Source organism: Streptomyces sp. NPDC088553 (genome assembly GCF_044752965.1).
Taxonomy (GTDB): domain Bacteria; phylum Actinomycetota; class Actinomycetes; order Streptomycetales; family Streptomycetaceae; genus Streptomyces.
Genome location: NZ_JBIVMG010000005.1, coordinates 204,392 through 224,208, shown reverse-complemented (window position 1 = coordinate 224,208; position 19,817 = coordinate 204,392). Strand labels below are relative to the sequence as shown.

At 73.7% G+C, this 19,817-nt stretch carries 20 protein-coding genes; 13 read left to right on the top strand and 7 right to left on the bottom strand.

Annotated elements, in window-relative coordinates; translation table 11 throughout:
• The first annotated feature begins 311 nt into the window (after nucleotides 1-311).
• The 4 genes from ACIP8Z_RS17800 to ACIP8Z_RS17785 all read left to right on the top strand — a co-directional run bounded on the left by ACIP8Z_RS17800 (nucleotide 312) and on the right by ACIP8Z_RS17785 (nucleotide 3,888).
• Complete coding sequence (locus ACIP8Z_RS17800; RefSeq protein WP_402084327.1) at nucleotides 312-1,691, top strand: MFS transporter; 1,380 nt, start codon at nucleotides 312-314, stop codon at nucleotides 1,689-1,691.
• 97 nt (nucleotides 1,692-1,788) lie between these two features.
• Nucleotides 1,789-2,268, top strand: a complete 480-nt coding sequence (locus ACIP8Z_RS17795) for a DUF2771 domain-containing protein (RefSeq protein ID WP_402084324.1) — start codon at nucleotides 1,789-1,791, stop codon at nucleotides 2,266-2,268.
• A gap of 7 nt (nucleotides 2,269-2,275) precedes the next feature.
• Entirely contained in the window at nucleotides 2,276-3,037 is a 762-nt protein-coding gene (locus tag ACIP8Z_RS17790) for a futalosine hydrolase (RefSeq protein WP_402084323.1), read from the top strand.
• Complete coding sequence (locus ACIP8Z_RS17785; protein ID WP_402084321.1) at nucleotides 3,034-3,888, top strand: 1,4-dihydroxy-6-naphthoate synthase; 855 nt, start codon at nucleotides 3,034-3,036, stop codon at nucleotides 3,886-3,888. The genes ACIP8Z_RS17790 and ACIP8Z_RS17785 overlap by 4 nt, the downstream gene beginning before the upstream one ends.
• Before the next feature lie 13 nt (nucleotides 3,889-3,901).
• Here ACIP8Z_RS17785 and ACIP8Z_RS17780 read toward each other — a convergent pair whose 3' ends face one another.
• Nucleotides 3,902-4,285, bottom strand: coding sequence for a cold-shock protein (locus ACIP8Z_RS17780; RefSeq protein WP_030322122.1), 384 nt, complete (start codon nucleotides 4,283-4,285; stop codon nucleotides 3,902-3,904).
• Nucleotides 4,286-4,423: 138 nt separating this feature from the next.
• On the opposite strand from ACIP8Z_RS17780, the gene ACIP8Z_RS17775 reads away from it, so the two are divergent.
• Nucleotides 4,424-4,702, top strand: coding sequence for a hypothetical protein (locus tag ACIP8Z_RS17775; protein WP_402084317.1), 279 nt, complete (start codon nucleotides 4,424-4,426; stop codon nucleotides 4,700-4,702).
• Between the two features lie 9 nt (nucleotides 4,703-4,711).
• Here ACIP8Z_RS17775 and ACIP8Z_RS17770 read toward each other — a convergent pair whose 3' ends face one another.
• The gene (locus tag ACIP8Z_RS17770; protein ID WP_402084315.1) at nucleotides 4,712-5,344 is read right to left on the bottom strand and encodes an HAD family hydrolase; all 633 of its coding nucleotides are present in this window, start codon (nucleotides 5,342-5,344) and stop codon (nucleotides 4,712-4,714) included.
• Between the two features lie 127 nt (nucleotides 5,345-5,471).
• Here ACIP8Z_RS17770 and ACIP8Z_RS17765 point away from each other — a divergent pair, with 127 nt between their 5' ends.
• From ACIP8Z_RS17765 to ACIP8Z_RS17755, 3 genes are read left to right on the top strand one after another with little or no spacing between them, the layout of a single operon-like run.
• Nucleotides 5,472-6,476 carry a FecCD family ABC transporter permease gene (locus tag ACIP8Z_RS17765; protein WP_402084312.1) on the top strand — a complete coding sequence of 335 codons (1,005 nt, stop codon included), beginning with the start codon at nucleotides 5,472-5,474 and terminating at the stop codon, nucleotides 6,474-6,476.
• Nucleotides 6,473-7,561: a FecCD family ABC transporter permease gene (locus ACIP8Z_RS17760; RefSeq protein ID WP_402084310.1), complete on the top strand. Its 1,089-nt coding sequence runs from the start codon at nucleotides 6,473-6,475 to the stop codon at nucleotides 7,559-7,561. The genes ACIP8Z_RS17765 and ACIP8Z_RS17760 overlap by 4 nt, the downstream gene beginning before the upstream one ends.
• The gene (locus ACIP8Z_RS17755) at nucleotides 7,558-8,397 is read left to right on the top strand and encodes an ABC transporter ATP-binding protein (RefSeq protein WP_402084309.1); all 840 of its coding nucleotides are present in this window, start codon (nucleotides 7,558-7,560) and stop codon (nucleotides 8,395-8,397) included. Before ACIP8Z_RS17760 ends, ACIP8Z_RS17755 begins: the two co-directional genes overlap by 4 nt.
• Nucleotides 8,398-8,514: 117 nt before the next feature.
• Here ACIP8Z_RS17755 and ACIP8Z_RS17750 read toward each other — a convergent pair whose 3' ends face one another.
• Nucleotides 8,515-9,624 carry a hypothetical protein gene (locus ACIP8Z_RS17750; protein ID WP_402084306.1) on the bottom strand — a complete coding sequence of 370 codons (1,110 nt, stop codon included), beginning with the start codon at nucleotides 9,622-9,624 and terminating at the stop codon, nucleotides 8,515-8,517.
• A 72-nt stretch (nucleotides 9,625-9,696) separates the two neighbouring features.
• On the opposite strand from ACIP8Z_RS17750, the gene ACIP8Z_RS17745 reads away from it, so the two are divergent.
• The gene (locus ACIP8Z_RS17745; protein ID WP_402084303.1) at nucleotides 9,697-12,222 is read left to right on the top strand and encodes a helicase C-terminal domain-containing protein; all 2,526 of its coding nucleotides are present in this window, start codon (nucleotides 9,697-9,699) and stop codon (nucleotides 12,220-12,222) included.
• A gap of 110 nt (nucleotides 12,223-12,332) precedes the next feature.
• Nucleotides 12,333-13,973 (top strand): DNA repair helicase XPB, encoded by a 1,641-nt coding sequence (locus tag ACIP8Z_RS17740; protein ID WP_030322109.1) that lies wholly within the window; start codon nucleotides 12,333-12,335, stop codon nucleotides 13,971-13,973.
• 16 nt (nucleotides 13,974-13,989) lie between these two features.
• Here the strand turns inward: ACIP8Z_RS17740 and ACIP8Z_RS17735 are convergent, their stop codons facing one another.
• Both ACIP8Z_RS17735 and ACIP8Z_RS17730 read right to left on the bottom strand, forming a co-directional pair.
• The gene (locus ACIP8Z_RS17735; protein ID WP_402084300.1) at nucleotides 13,990-14,334 is read right to left on the bottom strand and encodes a hypothetical protein; all 345 of its coding nucleotides are present in this window, start codon (nucleotides 14,332-14,334) and stop codon (nucleotides 13,990-13,992) included.
• 48 nt (nucleotides 14,335-14,382) lie between these two features.
• Complete coding sequence (locus tag ACIP8Z_RS17730; RefSeq protein WP_055601050.1) at nucleotides 14,383-14,571, bottom strand: hypothetical protein; 189 nt, start codon at nucleotides 14,569-14,571, stop codon at nucleotides 14,383-14,385.
• Nucleotides 14,572-14,826: 255 nt separating this feature from the next.
• On the opposite strand from ACIP8Z_RS17730, the gene ACIP8Z_RS17725 reads away from it, so the two are divergent.
• From ACIP8Z_RS17725 to ACIP8Z_RS17715, 3 genes are all read left to right on the top strand, one after another.
• Entirely contained in the window at nucleotides 14,827-16,854 is a 2,028-nt protein-coding gene (locus tag ACIP8Z_RS17725) for a HelD family protein (protein ID WP_402085285.1), read from the top strand.
• Nucleotides 16,851-17,309, top strand: a complete 459-nt coding sequence (locus ACIP8Z_RS17720) for a VOC family protein (RefSeq protein WP_402084297.1) — start codon at nucleotides 16,851-16,853, stop codon at nucleotides 17,307-17,309. Before ACIP8Z_RS17725 ends, ACIP8Z_RS17720 begins: the two co-directional genes overlap by 4 nt.
• A 63-nt stretch (nucleotides 17,310-17,372) precedes the next feature.
• Complete coding sequence (locus tag ACIP8Z_RS17715) at nucleotides 17,373-17,945, top strand: dihydrofolate reductase family protein (protein WP_319311027.1); 573 nt, start codon at nucleotides 17,373-17,375, stop codon at nucleotides 17,943-17,945.
• Between the two features lie 6 nt (nucleotides 17,946-17,951).
• Here ACIP8Z_RS17715 and ACIP8Z_RS17710 read toward each other — a convergent pair whose 3' ends face one another.
• Nucleotides 17,952-18,866: an aminoglycoside phosphotransferase family protein gene (locus tag ACIP8Z_RS17710; RefSeq protein ID WP_402084294.1), complete on the bottom strand. Its 915-nt coding sequence runs from the start codon at nucleotides 18,864-18,866 to the stop codon at nucleotides 17,952-17,954.
• 219 nt (nucleotides 18,867-19,085) lie between these two features.
• Complete coding sequence (locus ACIP8Z_RS17705; RefSeq protein ID WP_402084293.1) at nucleotides 19,086-19,784, bottom strand: copper homeostasis protein CutC; 699 nt, start codon at nucleotides 19,782-19,784, stop codon at nucleotides 19,086-19,088.
• Between the last annotated feature and the right edge of the window lie 33 nt (nucleotides 19,785-19,817).

Below are 19,817 nucleotides of genomic sequence, written 5' to 3'. Positions count from 1 at the left end.
CACCTATCGCCATCCATTCTGCGGGATGCCGAAGAGGCGCGCGGCCGAGAGCTTCCGCCGGTGACGCGCTACGCACGCTACCCCGTTCGCGGGCCTCAGCCCACCTGCGCGCCCCAAGTGGCCCGGATCGCGGACGCCCGGGGAGCGCTCGGAGCGCCGTCGCGGAGGTGAACGGGAGGGTTCGAAAGCGGCCCGCGCACCCTGCCGGCCCTCTTCGGCCCCCGGCGACTTCGGCCGATGACATCGGCCGAAGTCGCCGTCCACCGCCGCGCCACGGTTCGTCCGGCGCGCCGGTGGGGCACTATGACGGAGTGGCAGCCGCACGGTCCCCCGCACGATCCGAAGATCATGCCGGGCCGCTCCGCCGAGCGGGCCGGAAGGTCGGGCGCGCCCTGCACCTGCCGTTCACGGGGACGGCGAAGGGCATCCGCAAGGCCACCCACGCCCATGGCGCGGGCGAGTCGGGGCTCGGGAAACTGATCGAGCTGCACGCGGTGAACGGCGCCGGTGACGTCATGATCACCGTCGCCCTCGCCTCCACCGTCTTCTTCTCCGTCCCCACCGACGAGGCACGCGGCCGCGTCGCCCTGTACCTCGCCGTCACCATGGCCCCGTTCACCCTGCTCGCCCCGGTGATCGGTCCGCTCCTCGACCGCATCCCGCACGGGCGACGGGCCGCGATGGCCGGCGCGATGCTGACCCGGGCGGTCCTCGCGATCATGATGTCGGGGGCGGTCGTCACCGGCGGCGTCGAGCTGTATCCGGCGGCGCTCGGGGTCCTGGTGGCCTCGAAGGCGTACGGGGTGGTGCGCAGTGCCGTCGTGCCCCGGCTCCTGCCACCGAACTTCTCGCTGGTGAAGGCGAACTCCCGGGTCACCCTGGCCGGGCTGCTCGCGACCGGCATCGCCGCACCCATCGGCGCCGGGCTCCAGGTGCTCGGGCCCCGCTATCCGCTGTACGGCGCGTGCGCGCTGTTTCTGCTCGGGGCGTTCTGGGCGCTGCGGATGCCGCCCAAGGTGGACTCGGCGAAGGGTGAGCGGCGGGCGCATCTGCTCACGCACGGCGAGCGGAAGCCGAGCCTGCGGACGGTGGGGCCGTCGGTCCTGCATGGCCTGGAGGCGAACGCGGCGCAGCGGATGCTGTCGGGTTTCCTGATCTTCTTCCTGGCGTTCCTGCTGCGCGAGCATCCGCTGTCGGGGCAGAGCGCCGCCGTGTCGCTGGGGATCGTGGGTGTGGCGGCGGGCGTGGGCAACGCGTGCGGTACGGCGATGGGCTCGCTCCTGCGGGACCGCGGGCACGGGCCCGAGGTGATCATCGCCACCATGATCAGCGTGGTCTGCACCACGGCGATCTGTACGGCGATCTTCTTCGGCGGGCTCATGGTGGCCGTCCTGGGCGCGGTCGCGGGCCTCACCCAGGCCCTGTCGAAACTGTCCCTGGACGCGCTGATCCAGCGGGACGTGCCGGAAGTCGTACGGACGTCGGCGTTCGCGCGTTCCGAGACGGCGCTGCAGATGGCGTGGGTGGTGGGCGGCGGGATCGGCATCGCCCTGCCTCTGAACGGGACCCTGGGCATGGCCGTAGCGGCCGGAATCCTGGCCACGGGCGCGCTGCTCTCCGTACGGGGCCTGCTCGCGGCGGCCCGGCGGCGGCCGGGACCGAAGGGGCGGTCGAAGGCCCGGGTGGCGTAGGAATCCCTCTCACCTGCCGCCCCTCGTTCCGGTACCGGAGAGCGGCACGCCGTACCCCCGCGTGGCGCGGGCGCGGCGGCCCGATAGCCTTCGGCTCATGACCGTTGCGTTCTTCTCCGGCTCGCGCCGCCGGGCCGCCGTCGCCCTCGGGGCCGTCTCCGCCGGGCTCCTCGTTCTCTCCGCCTGCGACAAGCCGACTCCGATCGCGACCGTGACGGTCGGGTCCGACTCGATCCACTCCGAGGCCGCCTGCTACAACGACGGCGAAGCCATCAAGGAGTCGCAGATCCAGCAGTGCCTCAACAAGAAGGCCGAGAAGTCCATCACCGTGGCGATGGACGACAAGATCCGCTTCGGGGTCGACCCCGAGATCGCGGACAACGGCTGGACCATCTTCCTCGGCGGCCAGCAGGCCGAGCCCGAGCCGTACAAGAAGACGTACCGGACCATTCCGGCCAGCGCCTTCTTCTCCAGCCAGACCGGTGAGGCCACCGACAACACCCAGGTGACCATCGTCGAGAACACCGGCAAGAAGCTGACCGGTGTCTGGCACTTCCAGCTGAAGAAGGAATCCTGATCCTCCGGTGGTCCACCGGATCCTGATCGTGACGGCCGTTGCGGCGGAGGCGGACTCCGTCTCCGCCGGCCTCGGCCTCGGCGCCCCCGAGCTGCTCCCGCTGCCGGGGGGTCTCGTCCTGCGCCGGCACACGGACGCGCCGGACGGTCGCCTCCTGGTCGACGTCCTCGTCGGCGGGGTCGGACCCGCCGCCGTCGCCGCCTCGACCGGGACCGCGCTCGCGTACGCGGCGCTCACCGAACCCGGCACCGGCACCCCCTACGGCCTCGTCGTCTCCGCCGGGATCGCCGGCGGGTTCCAGCCCCTCGCACCCCTCGGTTCCGTTGTCGTCGCGTCTGCCGTCGTCGCCGCCGACCTCGGCGCCCAGACCCCCGACGGGTACCTCAGCGTCGACGAGCTCGGCTTCGGGCGGTCCGTCCGTCCCGTGCCGGAGGCCCTGACCGGCCGGATCGCCGCCGCCCTGGTCGCCGCCGGCCGGCCGCACACCGTCGGGCCCGTGCTCACCGTCTCCACCGTCACCGGCACCGCCGAACGGGCCGCCGAGCTGGCCGGGCGCCATCCCGGGGCCGCGGCCGAGGCGATGGAGGGCTTCGGTGTGGCCGAGGCCGCCGGCGCGTACGGCGTGCCCGTGGTCGAGATCCGGGCCGTGTCGAACGCCGTCGGCCCCCGCGACCGCGCCGCCTGGCGCATCGGCGAGGCCCTGCACGCGCTCCGGCACACGTCCGAGCTGCTCAGCAAGACCGTCTTCCTGGAGCTGGAGCCGTCGTGACCAAGCTGAAGATCGCCTACTCGCCCTGCCCGAACGACACCTTCGTCTTCGACGCCTGGGCCCACGGCCGCGTCCCGGACGCCCCGCGGCTGGACGTCACCTTCGCCGACATCGACATCACCAACGGCTGGGCCGAGAGCGGCACCGACGGCCACGACGTCCTCAAGGTGTCGTACGCCGTGCTGCCCTGGATCCTCGACGAGTACGCGCTGCTGCCCTGCGGCGGCGCCCTCGGCCGGGGCTGCGGGCCGCTCGTCCTCACCCGGGAGGACGCGACCGGCGCGGACCTCGCCGGGAAGACGGTGGCGGTGCCGAGCGAGCGCTCCACCGCGTATCTGCTGTTCCGGCTCTGGGCGGCGGAGAAGGTGCCGGGCGGGGTCGGGAACGTCGTCGTGATGCCGTTCCACGAGATCATGCCGGCCGTGCGCGACGGCAAGGTCGACGCCGGGCTCGTCATCCACGAGGCCCGCTTCACGTACAAGGACTACGGGCTGCACCGCCTCGCCGACATGGGCGAGCACTGGGAGTCCACGACCGGTCTGCCGATCCCGCTCGGCGCGATCGTCGCCCGCCGCTCCCTCGGTGCGGAGACCCTGCGGCGGCTCGCCGACGCGGCCCGTACGTCGGTGCGGATGGCCTGGGACGACCCGGCGGTCTCCCGCCCGTACGTCATGGAGCACGCGCAGGAGATGGACCCGAAGGTCGCCGACCAGCACATCGGGCTCTACGTGAACGAGTTCACGGCCGATCTCGGCGAGCACGGGTACGCGGCGGTCCGCGGGCTGCTCACCCGCGCCGCGGCCGAGGGACTCGTACCGCCCCTCGGCCCGGACGCGCTCGCCTTCCCGTAGCGGGTGGGAGGACTCACACGTCCAGCTGGTCCGCGACCGCGCGCAGCAGGCCCGCGATCTTGGCGCCCTGTGTCTTGTCGGGGTAGCGGCCGCGCTCCAGCATCGGCGTGATGTTCTCCAGGAGCGTCGTCAGGTCCTGCACGATGGACGCCAGTTCGTCGGGCTTACGGCGCTGCGCCGCGGCGACGGACGGCGTCGGGTCGAGGATCGTGACGGACAGTGCCTGGTCGCCGCGCTGGCCTGCGACGACCCCGAACTCGACCCGCTGCCCCGGCTTCAGTGCGTCGACTCCGGCAGGGAGCACCGACGAGTGGACGAAGACGTCGCCGCCGTCGTCGCGGGAGAGAAAGCCGAAGCCCTTCTCGCTGTTGAACCATTTGACCTTGCCGGTAGGCACGTCTGTCCTCGTCCTCGTACTCGTCGGGGGATAGCAAACAGCGGGTCGACCGACCCGCCGGGACCAGGCTAATGGTCCGGAGGCCCGTGACAAGACGTCGCCGATGTGTTCCTTCGGCCTGGGAACTACCCTGGCCGGATGCGTGATGAAACCCCTGCCGCACAGGCGAACGACAGCGCTCCGGGTGACGGCCTCGTCAAGGCCGGTGTCATCCTCTTCGCCATCGGCGCGGTGGCGACGCTGGTCACCGTGGCTCCGCTGTTCCTGGGGACGGACCCGTTCCCCACGGTCGCGTACACCGTCTCCATGCTCATGGGGGTCGGATTCGCCGTCGCCGCCGCCGGGGTGCTGCGCTCGATCGCGGCTCAGCGGCGGCAGGCGCGGGAGGGCGCGGCCTCGCCGGCTCAGGCCGGATAGCGCCCCCGCTCAGGCCAGGTACCCCTCCCACCAGGCGCGGAAATCCGTCAGGTCCGTGAGGACGACGTCGGCGCCGGCCTCCTTCAGTTCCTCGGGGGCGCAGGGCCCGGTGGCGACGGCCACCGAGAGGGCGCCGGCCGTGGCGGCGCCGCGGACGTCGCCGATGTGGTCGCCGACGTACACCTGGGCGCCGTGGGCGCGCAGGGCCTCGGCCTTGCCCTCGGCCCACAGGCCGCCGACGAGGGCGTCCGGCTCGATGCCGAGGTGCGCGAGGTGCAGCGCCGCGTGCGGGCCGTTCTTCGCGGTGACGACGATGGTGCGGCCGCCCGCTTCGCGTACGGCCTTGATCGCGTCCCGCGCGCCGGGCATCGGCGCCGAGGGCTCGATCGCGTACGCCGGGTAGAGCGCGCGGTAGCGGGCCACCATCTCCGTGACCTGGTCCGCGGGGACCCAGTGGGCCATCTCGTGCTCCAGGGGCGGGCCGAGGCGGTTGACGACGAGGTCCGCGTCGACGGGGACGCCGGACTCGGCCGAGAACGCCTCCCAGGCGGCCTTGATGCCGGGGCGGGTGTCGATCAGCGTCAGGTCGAGGTCGAAGCCGACGGTGAGCGGGGCGGGGGCGTTGTCCGTGGAGGTCGTCATACCGCCATTCTCGGGGACCCTTCCGGGGGACCTACGGCTCGGGTGTTCGAATATGGCTGCTGCTTACACTGAGCCAAGCCTTACCGAACCCGCACCGCCCGATCCCCGCACCACCCGATGGGTCCTGATGCCAGCCGCTCTCCGTTCCAGACGGGTCCTCGCGACCTCGGCGGCTCTCGTCGCCCTGCTCCTCGCCGTGCTCCTGAGCCTCGCCGTCGGTGCCCGGGCCATCGCCCCGTCCACCGTCTTCGACGCCCTGCTGCACGGCGGGACGAGTCCCGACGCCGAGGTCGTACGGCAGCTCCGGGTGCCCAGGACCCTGATCGGCCTGATGGTCGGCGCGGCGCTCGCGCTCGCCGGTACGGCCCTCCAGGGCATCACCCGCAACCCGATCGCCGACCCCGGCATCCTCGGCATCAGCCAGGGCTCCTCGGTCGGCGTCGTCCTCGCGATCGCCTTCTTCGGGGTGCACTCGCTCACCGGGTACGTGTGGTTCGCCTTCGCCGGCGCCGCGCTCGCCGCGGTCGCCGTCCACGCCATCGCGTCCAGCGGGCGCGGCGGGGCGACGCCGGTGAAGCTGGCGCTCGGCGGGGCCGCGATCAACGCGCTGCTGCTCTCCGTCACCACCGGCGTCCTCACCACCAAGGCCTCCGCGCTCGACGAGTTCCGGTTCTGGCAGATCGGCTCACTCGACGGGCGCGACGCCCAGATCGTCGGCCAGATCTGGCCCTTCCTGCTGCTCGGCGCGGTCCTCGTCGTCTCCGTGGCGCGCGGGCTCGACGCGCTCGCGCTCGGCGAGGACGTCGCCAAGGGGCTCGGGCAGCGGGTCGCGACCGTGCGGATCGTCGGCGGGATCGGCGCGACCGTCCTCACCGGGGCGGGCGTGGCGGCCGCCGGGCCGGTCGCCTTCGTCGGCCTCGCCGTCCCGCACATCGCGCGGGCCGTCGTCGGCTCCGACCACCGGTGGGTGCTGCCGATGGCCGCGGTCATCGGACCCGTGATGCTGCTCGTCGCGGACGTCGCCGGGCGGATCGTGTTCCCGCCGGGCGAGGTGCCGGCCGGGGTGATGACGGCGCTGATCGGGGTGCCGTTCCTGGTGACGCTCGTCCGGCGGAAGGCGGTGGCCGCGTGAGCGCCCTCTCCCCCGTCCGGCCCCCGAAGGGCACGCTCCGGCCCGCCGGGTACGGGCTCGTGCGCGCCGGGCGCGCCTCGTTCCTCGTGCACCGGCGGTCCGCGCTCGTCACCGTGGGCCTGCTGCTGCTCCTGGCCGCGTCCTCCGTCGCGTACCTCTGCGTCGGTGAGCGGTTCGTCGCCCCGTCCGAGGTCGTACGGATCCTCCTCGGGCAGCCGTCGCCCTCGACGTTCGTCGTGGCGGAGCTGCGGGAGCCGCGGCTCGTCGTCGCCCTCGCCGTCGGCGCCGCGTTCGGGGTGGCGGGCGCGCTGATCCAGACCGTGGCCCGCAACCCGCTGGCCAGCCCCGACATCATCGGCATCAGCCAGGGCGCGGGGGCGGTCACCGTCGCCGCGATGACCTTCGGGCTCACCTCGTACACCGTGCTGCCGTACCTCTCGATCGCCGGCGGTGTCGTCGCCGCGGCGCTCGTGTACGTGTTCGCGTGGCGCGGCGGGCTGCACGCGACGCGGTTCGTCCTCATCGGCATCGGGTTCGCGATCGCGCTGCGGTCGCTCACCACCCTCTTCATGACCAAGGGCGACTTCCTCGTCGCCCAGCAGGCCCAGATCTGGATGACCGGCTCGCTCAACGGGCGCGGCTGGGACGAGTCCGCGCCGATCCGCTGGACGCTGCTGCTCATGCTGCCCGCCGTGCTGTGGGCGGCCCGCGCGCAGCGGACCGTGTCCCTCGACGACGACACGGCGACGGCGCTCGGCGTACGGCTCGGGCGGGTCCGGCTCGGGCTCGTCGCGGTGGGGGTCGTGCTCGCGTCCGTGGCGACGGGCGTCGCGGGCCCGGTCGACTTCGTGGCGCTGCTCGCGCCGCAGATCGCCCGCCGGATGACCCGTACCGCGCAGATCCCGCTGCTCGCCTCGGCGCTGACCGGAGCCGCGGTCGTCGTCCTCGCCGACCTGCTCGGCCGGCGGCTCCTGTCGCCGATCGAACTTCCGGTGGGCGTCCTCACGGCGGCCGTCGGCGCCCCGTACCTGATCTGGCTCATCGTCCGGAGCCGTACCGCAGCATCCGCAGGAGGCAAGGCGTGAGCAGGCTGACCGCGCGCGAGCTGACGCTCGCCTACGAGGACCGCACCGTCGTCCACGAGCTCGACCTGGCGATCCCCGACGGCAGGGTGACCGTGATCGTCGGCCCCAACGCCTGCGGCAAGTCGACCACCCTGCGGGCGCTCGGCCGGCTCCTGAAGCCGGCGGGCGGCGCGGTCCTCCTCGACGGGGAGGAGCTGGCGAAGCTCCCGACGAAGCGGATCGCCCGCTCGATCGGGCTGCTCCCGCAGACACCGGTCGCGCCGGAGGCGATCACCGTCGCCGACCTGGTCTCACGCGGCCGCCAGCCGCACCAGGCCTGGTGGAAGCAGTGGTCGGAGGAGGACGAGCGGGCGGTCGTCGAGGCGATGGACCGCACGGACGTGGCCGCGCTCGCCGACCGCTCGGTGGACGAGCTGTCGGGCGGGCAGCGGCAGCGGGTGTGGATCGCGATGGCCCTCGCCCAGGAGACGGACCTGCTGCTCCTCGACGAGCCCACCACCTACCTGGACATCTCCCACCAGGTGGAGGTCCTCGACCTGGTCCGCCGCCTCAACCGGCTGCGCGGCCGCACGGTCGTCCTCGTCCTCCACGACCTGAACCAGGCGGCCCGGTACGCCGACCACCTGATCGCCATGAAGGCGGGCCGGGTGGTGGCGGAGGGGCCGCCGGGGGAGATCGTGACGGAGGAGCTCGTACGGGACGTCTTCGGGCTCGCGTCGGTCGTGGTCCCGGACCCGGTGACGGGGTCGCCGCTGGTGGTGCCGGGGGCGCCGTGGCATGCGGATGCCGATGCGGACGCGGGTCTGGATGACGGTGCCGAGGTTCCCGCGGGGTGAGCTGAGCCCGCCCGGTCGGTGCCGCCTGAGCCCGCCCGGTCGGTGCCGCCTGAGCCCGCCCGGTCGGTGCCGCCTGAGCCCGCCCGGTCGGTGCCGCCTGTGAGCTGCGCCCCCCGGTCAGTGCCTCCGGGCCCTCCACAGCAGGAACAGCGCCGACGCGACCGCCGCGCCCCGGAGGACCCACGGCCAGGTCTCCGAGATCGCCGCGCCCATCGCCTCGCCCCCCGCGGCCACCGGCTCGCCCCAGCGGCCCTCGACGCGGCCCCACAGCCAGGCCATGCCCGACGCGGCGGCCAGGCCCGGGATCACCAGGACGGCGCCCTTCACCTCGCCGGGGGTCAGCCGGCGGGAGGCGTACGCGATGAGCCAGCCCGCGGCCAGGGCGACGAGGGAGCCGAAGAGCGCGCCGCCGAGCAGGAGGAGCGCGGCGAGCAGGACGAAGGGGCTGGCGAGGCGGAGCCGGGAGACCGGCGCCGCCGCGGGCCCCATGTCCACGTCCGCGTCCGGCTCGGCCTCGGGGGCCGACCGCCTGCGGCGGAGGATACGGGCGAGGCGGCGGCGCTTGCCGGGGGACGGGTCCGGTTCGTCCGCGGCGCCCGCCCGGTTCTCGTCGTCGTACGCGTCCGCGTCGTCTTCCGCGACGGGTTCCTCGAAGAGGTCCGGTCGCTCGACGCCGCCCACGAAGCCGGGGAGGCCGTCGGCGGCGTCGACCTGCCACCAGTCCGTGTCGGCACCGGCTCCGGCACCGTCTCCGGCGAGGCCCAGGGCGTCGGTGGTGCCGGTGACCGTGGCGTCCGGGGCCGGGGCCGGCTTCGGCACCGCCGCCGGGGCCGCTCCCTCGCGTGACCGGCGGCTGCCCGGCACCCACCCGAGGCGCTTCCCCTCGCGCTTGCCCTCCCGCTCCCCCGCGCGAGGCTTCGGCACGGGCTTGCTCACCGGCTTGCCCACAGGCTTCTTCGCCGCTGTCGGTGCGGGCGTCGACGGCGGCTGCGGCGCGCCCGGGCCCTCCGCCCGTTCCACCACCTCGTCCGGGGTTCCCAGCGCGCCGAGGATGCCCCGTATCGCCGCCGGACTCTCCTCGCCGTGCGTGGCACGGCGGCGGTCGATCTCGTTGCGGAGGGTGGACACCAGCCGCATCCGGTCGCTCGCCGGCAGCTGGCGCTGCTGGGCCAGATCGCCGACCCGGCTCAGATAGTCGTAGACCAACTGGTCGCTCTCGATCCCCACGGTGCCCCTCCACGGCCGGTTCGCCCGGTACGGCCCGACGTTAGCGCCTGCGCAGCGGCTAACGTGGTCCGGATGGGGATCGGTGAGCTCGACCGGGAGGCGCACGTGCCCGAGGTAACTGGCGCCGCCGCGGCGCCCCGCACACTCGCGGAGGCGCTGCGCGCGCGGGGCGACGAGGGGCTCGCCGCGCTGTTGCGGGCCCGGCCCGATCTGCTGAGTCCCGTGCCGAACGATCTGACGCAGCTGGCGACGCGCGCCGGGACGCGGGGCTCGGTGGTGCGGGCCCTGGAGCGGCTCGACCGGTTCGCCCTCCAGACGGCCGAAGCGCTCGCGGTGGCTCAGGACCCGACGCCGTACCCCGTCCTCCTGGGACTGCTCACCGGCGACGAGGGTGACGCGGAGATCGAGGCGGCGCTGCCGGGTGCGGTGGCGCTGCTGCGCGAGCAGGCGCTGGTGTGGGGCGAGGACGACCGGCTGCGGCTGGTGCGGACGGCGCGGGAGTTGCTCGCGCCGTCGGCGCAGCATCCGTCGCCGACGGGTCTCGGGCCGACGGTGGCCGAGGCGACGTCGGGGATGTCACCGGGCCGGGTGCAGGAGATCATCGCGGCGGCGGGGCTGCCGGCGACGCACGATCCGGTGTCGGCGGTGGCGGCGCTGACGGAGCTGTTCACGGACCGGGACCGGATGGGGGCGCTGCTGGACACGGCGTCGCCGGACGCGTTGTCCGTCCTGGACCGGCTGGTGTGGGGTCCGCCGTACGGCGAGGTGACGGCGAAGCCGGCGGCGCCGGTGCAGTGGCTGCGCGACCACGGCCTGCTGCTTCCGGTGTCGCCGCGGACGATGGTGCTGCCGCGTGAGGTGGCGCTGCATCTGCGGGGCGGGCGGGCGCACCGGGCGCCGGAGCCGGTGGCACCGGTGCCGAGGGTGCTGCGGGAGTACCGCCCGCAGGTGGTGGACAGCGCGGCGGCCGGGCAGGCGCAGCTGGCGCTCGCGACGGTCGAGGAGCTGCTGAAGTCCTGGGACCGGGGCGGGCCGCAGGTGCTGCGGGCGGGCGGTCTGTCCGTACGGGATCTCAAGCGGACGGCGGCGGCGCTCGACGTCTCGGAGGAGACGGCGGCGTTCTGGCTGGAGCTCTGTTACGGGGCGGGGCTGCTCGCGTCGGACGGTGAGGCGGACGAGCGGTACGCGCCGACGCCGGCGTACGACGACTGGCTCGATCTGCCGCCGGCGGAGCGCTGGGCGCTGCTCGTCACGCCGTGGCTGACGGCGACCCGTACGTCGGGTCTGGTCGGCGGTCAGGACACGAAGGGCCGGACGCTGTCGGTGCTCGGCCCGGATCTGGACCGGTCGCCCGCGCCGGAGGTCCGGCACCGGGTGCTCGGGCTGCTCGCGACGCTGCCGCCGGGTTCGTCGGCGGAGCCGGAGTCGCTGTTCGCTCGGCTGCGGTGGGAGCGGCCGCTGCGGGGCGCGTCCGCCGCGGAGGGGGGCGGCGACCTGCGGTCGCAGCTGGCCCGCTGGGCGCTGGCGGAGGCGGAGCTCCTCGGGCTCACGGGGCGGGGTGCCCTGTCGGGTCCGGCCCGGGCGCTGCTGAACCTTCCGCTGGCGGAGGCGGCGTCCGCCGGGGCGCTGGGCGGGGGCGTGGAACTGTCGGTGGCGGCGGACCGGGCGGCGACGCTCCTGGCCCCGCTCCTGCCGGAGGCCGTCGATCACGTCCTTCTGCAGGCGGACCTGACGGCGGTGGCGCCGGGGCCGCTGCGGCGGCCGCTCGCGGACGCGCTGGCGGTGCTCGCGGACGTGGAGTCGAAGGGTGGCGCGACGGTCTACCGGTTCACGCCCGGGTCCGTACGGCGTGCGCTCGACTCCGGGCAGACCGCCACCGACCTGCACGAGTTCCTCAAGGCGCATTCCCGGACGCCGGTGCCGCAGCCGCTCGCGTATCTGATCGACGACGTGGCGAGACGCCACGGCCATCTGCGGGTCGGGGCGGCGTCGGCGTACGTGCGCTGCGACGACGACACGGTGCTGGGCGAGATCCTGGCGGACCGCCGCTCGTCGTCGCTCGGCCTGCGGCGCCTCGCGCCGACGGTGCTCGCGGCGCAGACGGATCCCGCGTCGCTGCTCGACGGGCTGCGGTCGATGGGGTACGCGCCGGCGGCCGAGTCGACGACGGGCGATGTCCTGATCACGCGGGCGGACGCGTACCGCACGGGCGCGCGTAGGGCCCCGGTGCCGGTGCCGGACGGCCCGCCGGCGCCCGACACGACGCTGCTCGGCGCGGCGGTCAAGGCGATCCGCGCGGGCGACCGGGCGGCGACGGCGGTCCGCAAGGAACCGGCGGCGGCCCCGGCGGCGGCGGGCGGCCTGCCGCGCACGTCGGCGGCGGAGACCCTGGCGACGGTCCAGGCGGCGGCGATGACGGGCTCGGCGGTCTGGATCGGCTATGTGAACGCGGAGGGCGGGGCGAGCCAGCGGGTGATCGCCCCGGTGCGGGTGGAGGGCGGCTTCGTGACGGCCTACGACCACACGGCGGACGAGGTCCGCACCTATCCGCTGCACCGGATCACGGGCGTGGCGGAGCTGGCGGACGACCAGGTCTGACGGACGCGTCCGGCGTCCGCGCCGTGGGCCTTCGCAGCATTCACCCCGGTCAGGCACACTGGAGGATTGGCCGTTACGGGAACGGCACGGTGTCGGAAGGACCTGATCACGTGAATGGACCTCTTATCGTCCAGAGTGACAAGACGCTGCTCCTGGAGGTCGACCACGAGCTCGCCGATGCCTGTCGGCGGGCCATCGCGCCGTTCGCCGAGCTGGAGCGGGCGCCCGAGCACATTCACACGTACCGGCTGACGCCGCTCGGGCTGTGGAACGCGCGGGCCGCCGGCCACGACGCCGAGCAGGTCGTCGACGCGCTCGTCGAGTACTCGCGCTATCCCGTGCCGCACGCGCTGCTCGTCGACATCGCCGAGACCATGGCCCGCTACGGGCGCCTCACGCTGTCCAAGCATCCGACGCACGGGCTCGTGCTGACCAGCACCGACCGGCCCGTGCTCGAGGAGATCCTGCGGTCGCGGAAGGTGCAGCCGCTCGTCGGGGAGCGGATCGACCCCGACACCGTCGTCGTGCACCCCTCCGAGCGCGGTCAGATCAAGCAGACGCTGCTGAAGCTGGGGTGGCCCGCCGAGGACCTCGCCGGGTACGTCGACGGCGAGGCCCACCGGATCGACCTCGCCGAGGACGGCTGGGCCCTGCGGCCGTATCAGAAGCAGGCTGTGGAGGGCTTCTGGCACGGCGGGTCCGGGGTCGTCGTCCTGCCCTGTGGTGCCGGAAAGACGCTGGTCGGGGCCGGTGCCATGGCGCAGGCCAAGGCGACCACGCTCATTCTCGTCACCAACACCGTGTCCGCCCGCCAGTGGAAGCACGAGCTGGTCAAGCGGACCTCGCTCACCGAGGACGAGATCGGCGAGTACAGCGGTACGAAGAAGGAGATCCGGCCGGTCACCATCGCCACGTACCAGGTGCTCACCACGAAGCGGAAGGGGATCTACCCCCACCTGGAGCTGTTCGACTCCCGCGACTGGGGGCTGATCGTCTACGACGAGGTGCACCTGCTTCCCGCGCCCGTCTTCAAGTTCACCGCCGATCTGCAGGCACGCCGCCGCCTCGGGCTCACCGCCACCCTCGTCCGCGAGGACGGCCGCGAGTCCGACGTGTTCTCGCTCATCGGGCCCAAGCGGTTCGACGCGCCCTGGAAGGAGATCGAGGCGCAGGGCTACATCGCGCCCGCCGACTGCGTCGAGGTCCGGGTGAACCTGACCGACTCCGAGCGGCTCGCCTACGCCACCGCCGAGGCCGAGGAGAAGTACCGCTTCTGCGCCACGACCGCGACGAAGCGGAAGGTGACCGAGGCCCTCGTGAAGAAGTTCGAGGGGCAGCAGATCCTCGTCATCGGGCAGTACATCGACCAGCTCGACGAGCTCGGCGAGCACCTGGACGCGCCCGTCATCAAGGGCGAGACCCCGAACGCCCAGCGCGAGAAGCTCTTCGACGCCTTCCGGACCGGCGAGATCAGCGTGCTCGTCGTGTCGAAGGTCGCGAACTTCTCCATCGACCTGCCCGAGGCGACGGTCGCCATCCAGGTCTCCGGCACCTTCGGCTCCCGCCAGGAGGAGGCACAGCGCCTCGGCCGGGTGCTCCGGCCGAAGTCCGACGGCCACCAGGCGCACTTCTACTCGGTGGTCGCCCGCGACACCATCGACCAGGACTTCGCCGCCCACCGGCAGCGGTTCCTCGCCGAGCAGGGGTACGCGTACCGGATCGTCGACGCGGACGAGCTGCTCGCGCCGTAGGGCGGCCGGGCGGGGCTCAGTCCATCAGCGCGAGGAAGGGGCCCGCGAACGCCAGGCAGTACTGGGCGACGACGAGGCCGCGGCGGGGCACGATCAGGGCCGCCACGCCCGCGGCGGCCCCGAGGGCCAGGGCCCAGAAGCCTGCCGTGATGAAGATGCCGCTCGAGCCGTCGCCCTCGATGGCGTCGCCGAGAGTGATCATGAAGGTGAACACCAGACAGGCGAGGAGGAGCGCCAGGCCTGCCCCGGCGGTGAGGCGCAGGTTCAGGGTGCTCCGGGCGTGGGTGCCGGTGCCGGTGCCGGTGTCGGTGCCGGTGTCGGTGCCGGTGCCGGTGTCGGTGTCGGTGCTCCTCGTCGTCATGTCCTGATCACATCAGGGGTACGGGGCGGGCACCAGGCGTACGGGTACTCAGTCGGGGCCGGGCGCGTACTCAGGACGCGGGTTCCTGACGCCGGCCTCCGGCGGGCCGTAGTCGCCCAGGAGGACGACGCCGGCCGCCGCGCCGCCGAAGGCGCGTATCGCGCGCAAGGCGGTGTCGAGGGGGCGGACCCGGGGGCGGGTCACGGTGGTCACGAGGGTGAAGGTCGTCGCGGTCATGTCTCCATGATGGAATTCGGACATTCATGACACATCGGTCTGGGGGGTGAACCTGGCCGGGGGCGGTGTCCGACGTGAGGCGGACCCCGTCCCCTACGGGGTGGAGAAGGGGGAAAACCGTTCGCCCCCGGCCCCGCCCAGGAGTTACACTCGCCAGCTTCCCCGCCTCCCTCCGTGGAGAGCCGCCGCCCGGTCGGTAACCGGCGGCCACCTCGACGTGTCCGCGTACTTCTCCCCGGAGGCTCCGCCGTGTCCGTGCCCGTGTCCGACGATCCCCTCGCGCGCGAGCGTGCCCATCTGACCTCCTCCCGCGCCGCGCTGCGCGCGATGCGCGAGGACGTGGAGGCGCTCGACATCAAGGACGTCACCGCGAACTGGGTGAACTCGCTGGTGCTCGGGCGGCAGATCGAGGACCGGATCAAGGCGCTCGCGGACCTGTCCCACACGCCGCTGTTCTTCGGGCGGCTCGACTACCTGCACACCACGCAGGAGGGCCAGCGCTTCTACATCGGGCGGCGGCACGTGCACGACGCCGACGGCGACCCGATGGTGATCGACTGGCGTGCGCCGGTCTCGCAGCCGTACTACCAGGCGTCGAAGAAGGACCCGCAGGACGTCGGGCTGCGCCGGCGCTTCGGCTACACGGGCGGCGAGCTCACCGCGTACGAGGACGAGCACCTCTCCGACCCCGAGGAGCTCGAACAGACCAGCCGGCTGCTCCAGGCCGAGATCGAGCGGCCCCGCGTCGGCCCCATGCGGGACATCGTCGCCACCATCCAGCCCGAGCAGGACGGGATCGTCCGGTCCGACCTCTCCGGGACCGTGTGCGTCCAGGGCGGGCCCGGGACCGGGAAGACCGCCGTCGGTCTGCACCGTGTCGCCTATCTGCTGTACGCGCACCGGGAGCGGCTGGCCCGGACCGGGACGCTGGTCATCGGGCCCAACCGGTCCTTCCTGCACTACATCGAGCAGGTCCTGCCCGCGCTCGGCGAGCTGGAGGTCAAGCAGGCCACCGTCGACGATCTCGTCGGCGGGCAGGTCGAGGTGCGGGGCACGGACGAGGCCGCCACCGCCGTCGTCAAGGGCGACGCCCGGATGGCGGAGCTGCTGCGGCGCGCGGTGCGTTCGCACGTGGCGCTGCCCAAGGAGTCCCTGATGGTGGTGCGCGGCTCGCGCCGCTGGCGGGTGCCCGCGTACGAACTGGAGGAGATCGTCCGGGAGTTGATGGACCGCGACATCCGGTACGGGGCCGCCCGTGAGGCGCTGCCGCAGCGCATCGCGCACTCGGTCCTGGTGCGGATGGAGGAGGCCGGTGAGGCGCCCGACGACCGGGTGCAGAACGCCGTCGCGCGCAACACGGCCGTGAAGGCCGTCGTGAAGGAGTGCTGGCCGCTGGTGGAGCCCGCGAAGCTGGTGCTCCGGCTGCTCGGCGACGCGGAGTTCCTGGCGGAGCACGCCGAGGGGCTGTTCACCGAGGACGAGCAGAAGCTGCTGCTCTGGGCGAAGCCCGCGCGGAGCGTGAAGACGGCGAAGTGGTCGGCGGCGGACGCGGTCCTCGTCGACGAGGCGCGGGACCTGGTGGAGCGGACGCACTCGCTCGGCCACGTCGTCCTCGACGAGGCGCAGGACCTGTCCCCGATGCAGTACCGGGCGGTGGGCCGGCGGTGCACGACCGGCTCGGCGACCATCCTCGGCGACCTCGCGCAGGGCACGACGCCGTGGGCGACGGCGAGCTGGGCGGAGGCGCTCGGGCACCTGGGGAAGCCGGAGGCGGTGGTGGAGGAGCTGACCGCCGGTTTCCGTGTGCCGCGTGAGGTCATCGCGTACGCCTCGCGGCTCCTGCCGCACATGTCGCCGGGGCTCGCGGCGGTGGAGTCGGTGCGGGAGAATCCGGGTTCGCTGGACGTACGGCACACGGACGCGCTCGACCGGGACGTCGTCGCGGCCTGTGTCGAGGCGCTGGGCCACGACGGCTCCATCGGGCTGATCGCCGCCGACGCGCGGATCGCCCCGCTCACGGAGGCGCTGACGGCCGCCGGGCTCGCGTACCTCTCCCCCGGTGAGGAGACCACGGCCGAGTCCCGGCTGACGCTGGTCCCGGCCTCGCTCGCGAAGGGCCTGGAGTACGACTACGTGGTCCTGGACGAGCCCGCGGCCGTCGTCGACGGCGAGCCGGACGAGCGGACCGGTCTGCGCCGGCTGTACGTGGCGCTGACCCGTGCCGTGTCCGGGCTGACCGTCCTTCACTCCGCCCCGATCCCCTCGCAGTTGGAGCAGCCGTGAGCCGACCCGGCGCACCGCATCACGTCGAGGTGTGGGTGGGGGATCTCGCGGTGGCCGAGGCCAGTTTCGGCTGGCTCCTCGGCGCCCTCGGGTACGAGCCCTTCCAGCGCTGGGAGGGCGGTCGCAGCTGGGCGCTCGGCTCCTTCCACCTCGTCGTCGAGCAGTCCCCGGCCCGCACGTCGGACCGGCACGACCGGCTGAGGCCCGGCCTGAACCACCTCGCGTTCCACGCCGGCGACCGGGCCGCCGTCGACGCGCTCGTCGACGCCGCGCCGTCGCACGGCTGGCGGCTGCTGTTCGCCGACCGCCATCCGTACGCGGGGGGGCGAGGGCGTCTACGCGGCCTACCTGGAGAACGCCGACGGGTTCGAGGTGGAGCTCGTCGCCGCACCGGAGGGCGACGCGGACGCATCGGCCGGCGACCGATGAGTTTCTTCGAGAGCGCCGGTCTATAGGTTTGTGTTCGCTGCTGAGCGCCAGGGCTGAGCGGCCGTCATGAACCTTACGGGAGAACCCAGATGCGTACCCTGATCAGCTCCGTCTTCGTCTCGCTCGACGGTGTCGTGGAGGCTCCGGGCGGCGAGCCCGGTTACCGGAACTCGGGCTGGACCTTCAAGGAGGTGGAGTTCGTTCCGGAGGCGTACGCGCTGAAGAGCCAGGAGCAGGAGGAGGCCGGCGCGATGCTGCTCGGCCGGGCCAGCTACGAGGCGTTCAGCGCCGTCTGGCCCGGCATGGAGGACTTCGCCCGCTACAAGACGCTGCCGAAGTACGTCGTGTCCACGACCCTCACCGAGGACGACCTCGTCGACAACTGGGGCGAGACCACGATCCTGCGCTCGCTCGACGAGGTCGCGGCGCTGAAGGAGACCGAGGGCGGCCCGATCATCATGCACGGCAGCGCCTCGCTGGGCCGTGCGCTCTCCGACGCCGGTCTGATCGACCGGTACCACCTGCTCGTCTTCCCGCTGCTGCTCGGCGCGGGCAAGCGGCTGTTCAGCCAGACGGACAAGGACACGCAGAAGCTGGAGCTCGTCGAGCACGAGACGTACTCCAACGGCATCCAGAAGAACGTCTTCGACGTCGTCCGCTAGACACTCCTAGGGGGTGATCGACCCCGCGTACTCCGCGAGCGCCTCGGTGCGGGTGCGGCGGGCGACGGCCGCGAGCACCGGGTTCGTCTCGCGGTAGTAGTGCTCGGTCACCAGGCCCCAGGCCAGGGCCCAGCCGCGCCCCCGTGCCCAGGTCGCGTCGTCGACGCGGGCCGCCTCGCGGAAGAGCGGGCGGGTGCGGGCGGTGAACAGGGTCCAGGCGGGCATCGTGTCGCAGGCCGGGTCGCCCGTACCGACGCCGCCGAAGTCGATGACGGCGCTGAGGCGGCCGTCGCGGCCGAGCAGGTTGCCCGGCAGCAGGTCGCCGTGGACCCAGACCGGCGGGCCGTCCCACTGCGGGAGCCGCAGGACGGCCTCCCAGGCGGCCGTGGCGAGGTCCGCGTCGATCAGGCCCTCGGCGCCGAAGTCGCGGATGACGCCCGGCAGGTGGCCTTCCTCCCAGCTGGTGACGTGGCCGCCGCGGAAGGACGCGGGCCCGTCGCTCGCGTCGACGGCGCGCAGGGCGGCGCCGAAGCGGCCCAGCGCGACGGCCGCGTGGGCGAGGTCGGTGAGCGGGACGTCGTACGTGTCGTCGCCGTCGAGCCAGCGGTAGACCGACCAGGGCCACGGGAACTCGGCGCTCGCCGCGGCCCGCCCCACCGGGACCGGGACGTCCAGCGGCAGGTGCGGGGCGAGCAGGGGCAGCCAGCGCTGTTCCTTCTCGACGTGGCGCGCGGCGTAGGGGACGCGGGGCAGCCGTACGACGAGGTCGTCGCCGAGGCGGAACATCACGTTGTCCGTCCCGGCCGAGTCCACGCGCCGTACCGGGAGGCCCGCCCACTCGGGGAACCGCCCGGCGACGAGCCTCTCGGCGAGTGCGGTGTCGATGTCGAGCTCGCCGGGTTGCATCGGGGTGGCTGCCATACCGGGGAGGCTAACGAGCGTTCGCCGCCGCGGGCGAGGCATTTTCGCGCCCGCCCCGAGCCGGTCCGGAGGGCCGGTCCCGAGCGCCGCACCCGGGCCGCCCGTCCCCCGAGCCGCCGCGCCGCCGGTCCCGGGCCGCCCGTCCCCGAGCCGCCGCGCCGCCGGTCCCGGGTGCCCGCCCGAGCCGGTCCCGTGCGCTCGGGCCCGCCGCCGGAACCCCTACGCGTCCAGCGCCTCGCGCCACGTCCGTACCGCGTCCGCCGAGACCGGGGCCGCCCAGCCCTGGGGGCGGGCCGCACCGCCGATGTGGAAGGCGTCCAGGCCCGCCGCGCGCAGACCGGGGAGGTGATCGAGGCGGAGGCCACCGCCGACGAGGATCTGGGCCTCGTAGCCGGGTTCGCCCGCGCGGGCGGCCTCGGCCTTGAGGGTGGCAAGGCCGTCGTCGACGCCGGTGGCGGCGCCGGCCGTCAGATAGGTGTCGAGGCCGGGCAGGTCGGCGAGCCGCTTGCGCAGTCCGTCGCGGTCTGCGGTGCGGTCGATCGCCCGGTGGAAGGTCCAGCGGCAGCCGTCGAGGACGGCGATGAGGCGCTCGACGGCCACCAGGTCGGGCTCGCCGTCGGGGGTGAGGAAGCCGAGGACGAACTCGTCGGCGCCCGCCTCGCGCAGGTCCAGGGCCCGGGCCACCAGGGCGTCGACGCCCTCGGGGCCGCCGGCCGAGAAGCCGTCTGCGAGGCGGAGCATCACGCGCAGCGGGATGTCGACGGCGGCGCGGATGGCGGCGAAGCCGGTCCGGGACGGGGTGAGTCCGTCCGCCGCCATGTCGGTGACGAGTTCGAGCCTGTCGGCTCCACCGGTCTGGGCAGCGACCGCGTCTTCCTCGTCGAGGGCGATCACCTCAAGGACTGCACGGTTGCTCATCGAGCCCATTCCTCCATGAATGCGTCTCTACAG

Excerpts from the sequence above, each read along its gene's own strand:
- ACIP8Z_RS17795 (WP_402084324.1), top strand. The coding sequence starts at position 1,789 with ATGACCGTTGCGTTCTTCTCCGGCTCGCGCCGCCGGGCCGCCGTCGCC.
- ACIP8Z_RS17775 (WP_402084317.1), top strand. The coding sequence starts at position 4,424 with ATGCGTGATGAAACCCCTGCCGCACAGGCGAACGACAGCGCTCCGGGT.
- ACIP8Z_RS17770 (WP_402084315.1), bottom strand. The coding sequence starts at position 5,344 with ATGACGACCTCCACGGACAACGCCCCCGCCCCGCTCACCGTCGGCTTC.
- ACIP8Z_RS17765 (WP_402084312.1), top strand. The coding sequence starts at position 5,472 with ATGCCAGCCGCTCTCCGTTCCAGACGGGTCCTCGCGACCTCGGCGGCT.
- ACIP8Z_RS17745 (WP_402084303.1), top strand. The coding sequence starts at position 9,697 with ATGGGGATCGGTGAGCTCGACCGGGAGGCGCACGTGCCCGAGGTAACT.
- ACIP8Z_RS17735 (WP_402084300.1), bottom strand. The coding sequence starts at position 14,334 with ATGACGACGAGGAGCACCGACACCGACACCGGCACCGGCACCGACACC.
- ACIP8Z_RS17730 (WP_055601050.1), bottom strand. The coding sequence starts at position 14,571 with ATGACCGCGACGACCTTCACCCTCGTGACCACCGTGACCCGCCCCCGG.
- ACIP8Z_RS17715 (WP_319311027.1), top strand. The coding sequence starts at position 17,373 with ATGCGTACCCTGATCAGCTCCGTCTTCGTCTCGCTCGACGGTGTCGTG.
- ACIP8Z_RS17710 (WP_402084294.1), bottom strand. The coding sequence starts at position 18,866 with ATGGCAGCCACCCCGATGCAACCCGGCGAGCTCGACATCGACACCGCA.
- ACIP8Z_RS17705 (WP_402084293.1), bottom strand. The coding sequence starts at position 19,784 with ATGAGCAACCGTGCAGTCCTTGAGGTGATCGCCCTCGACGAGGAAGAC.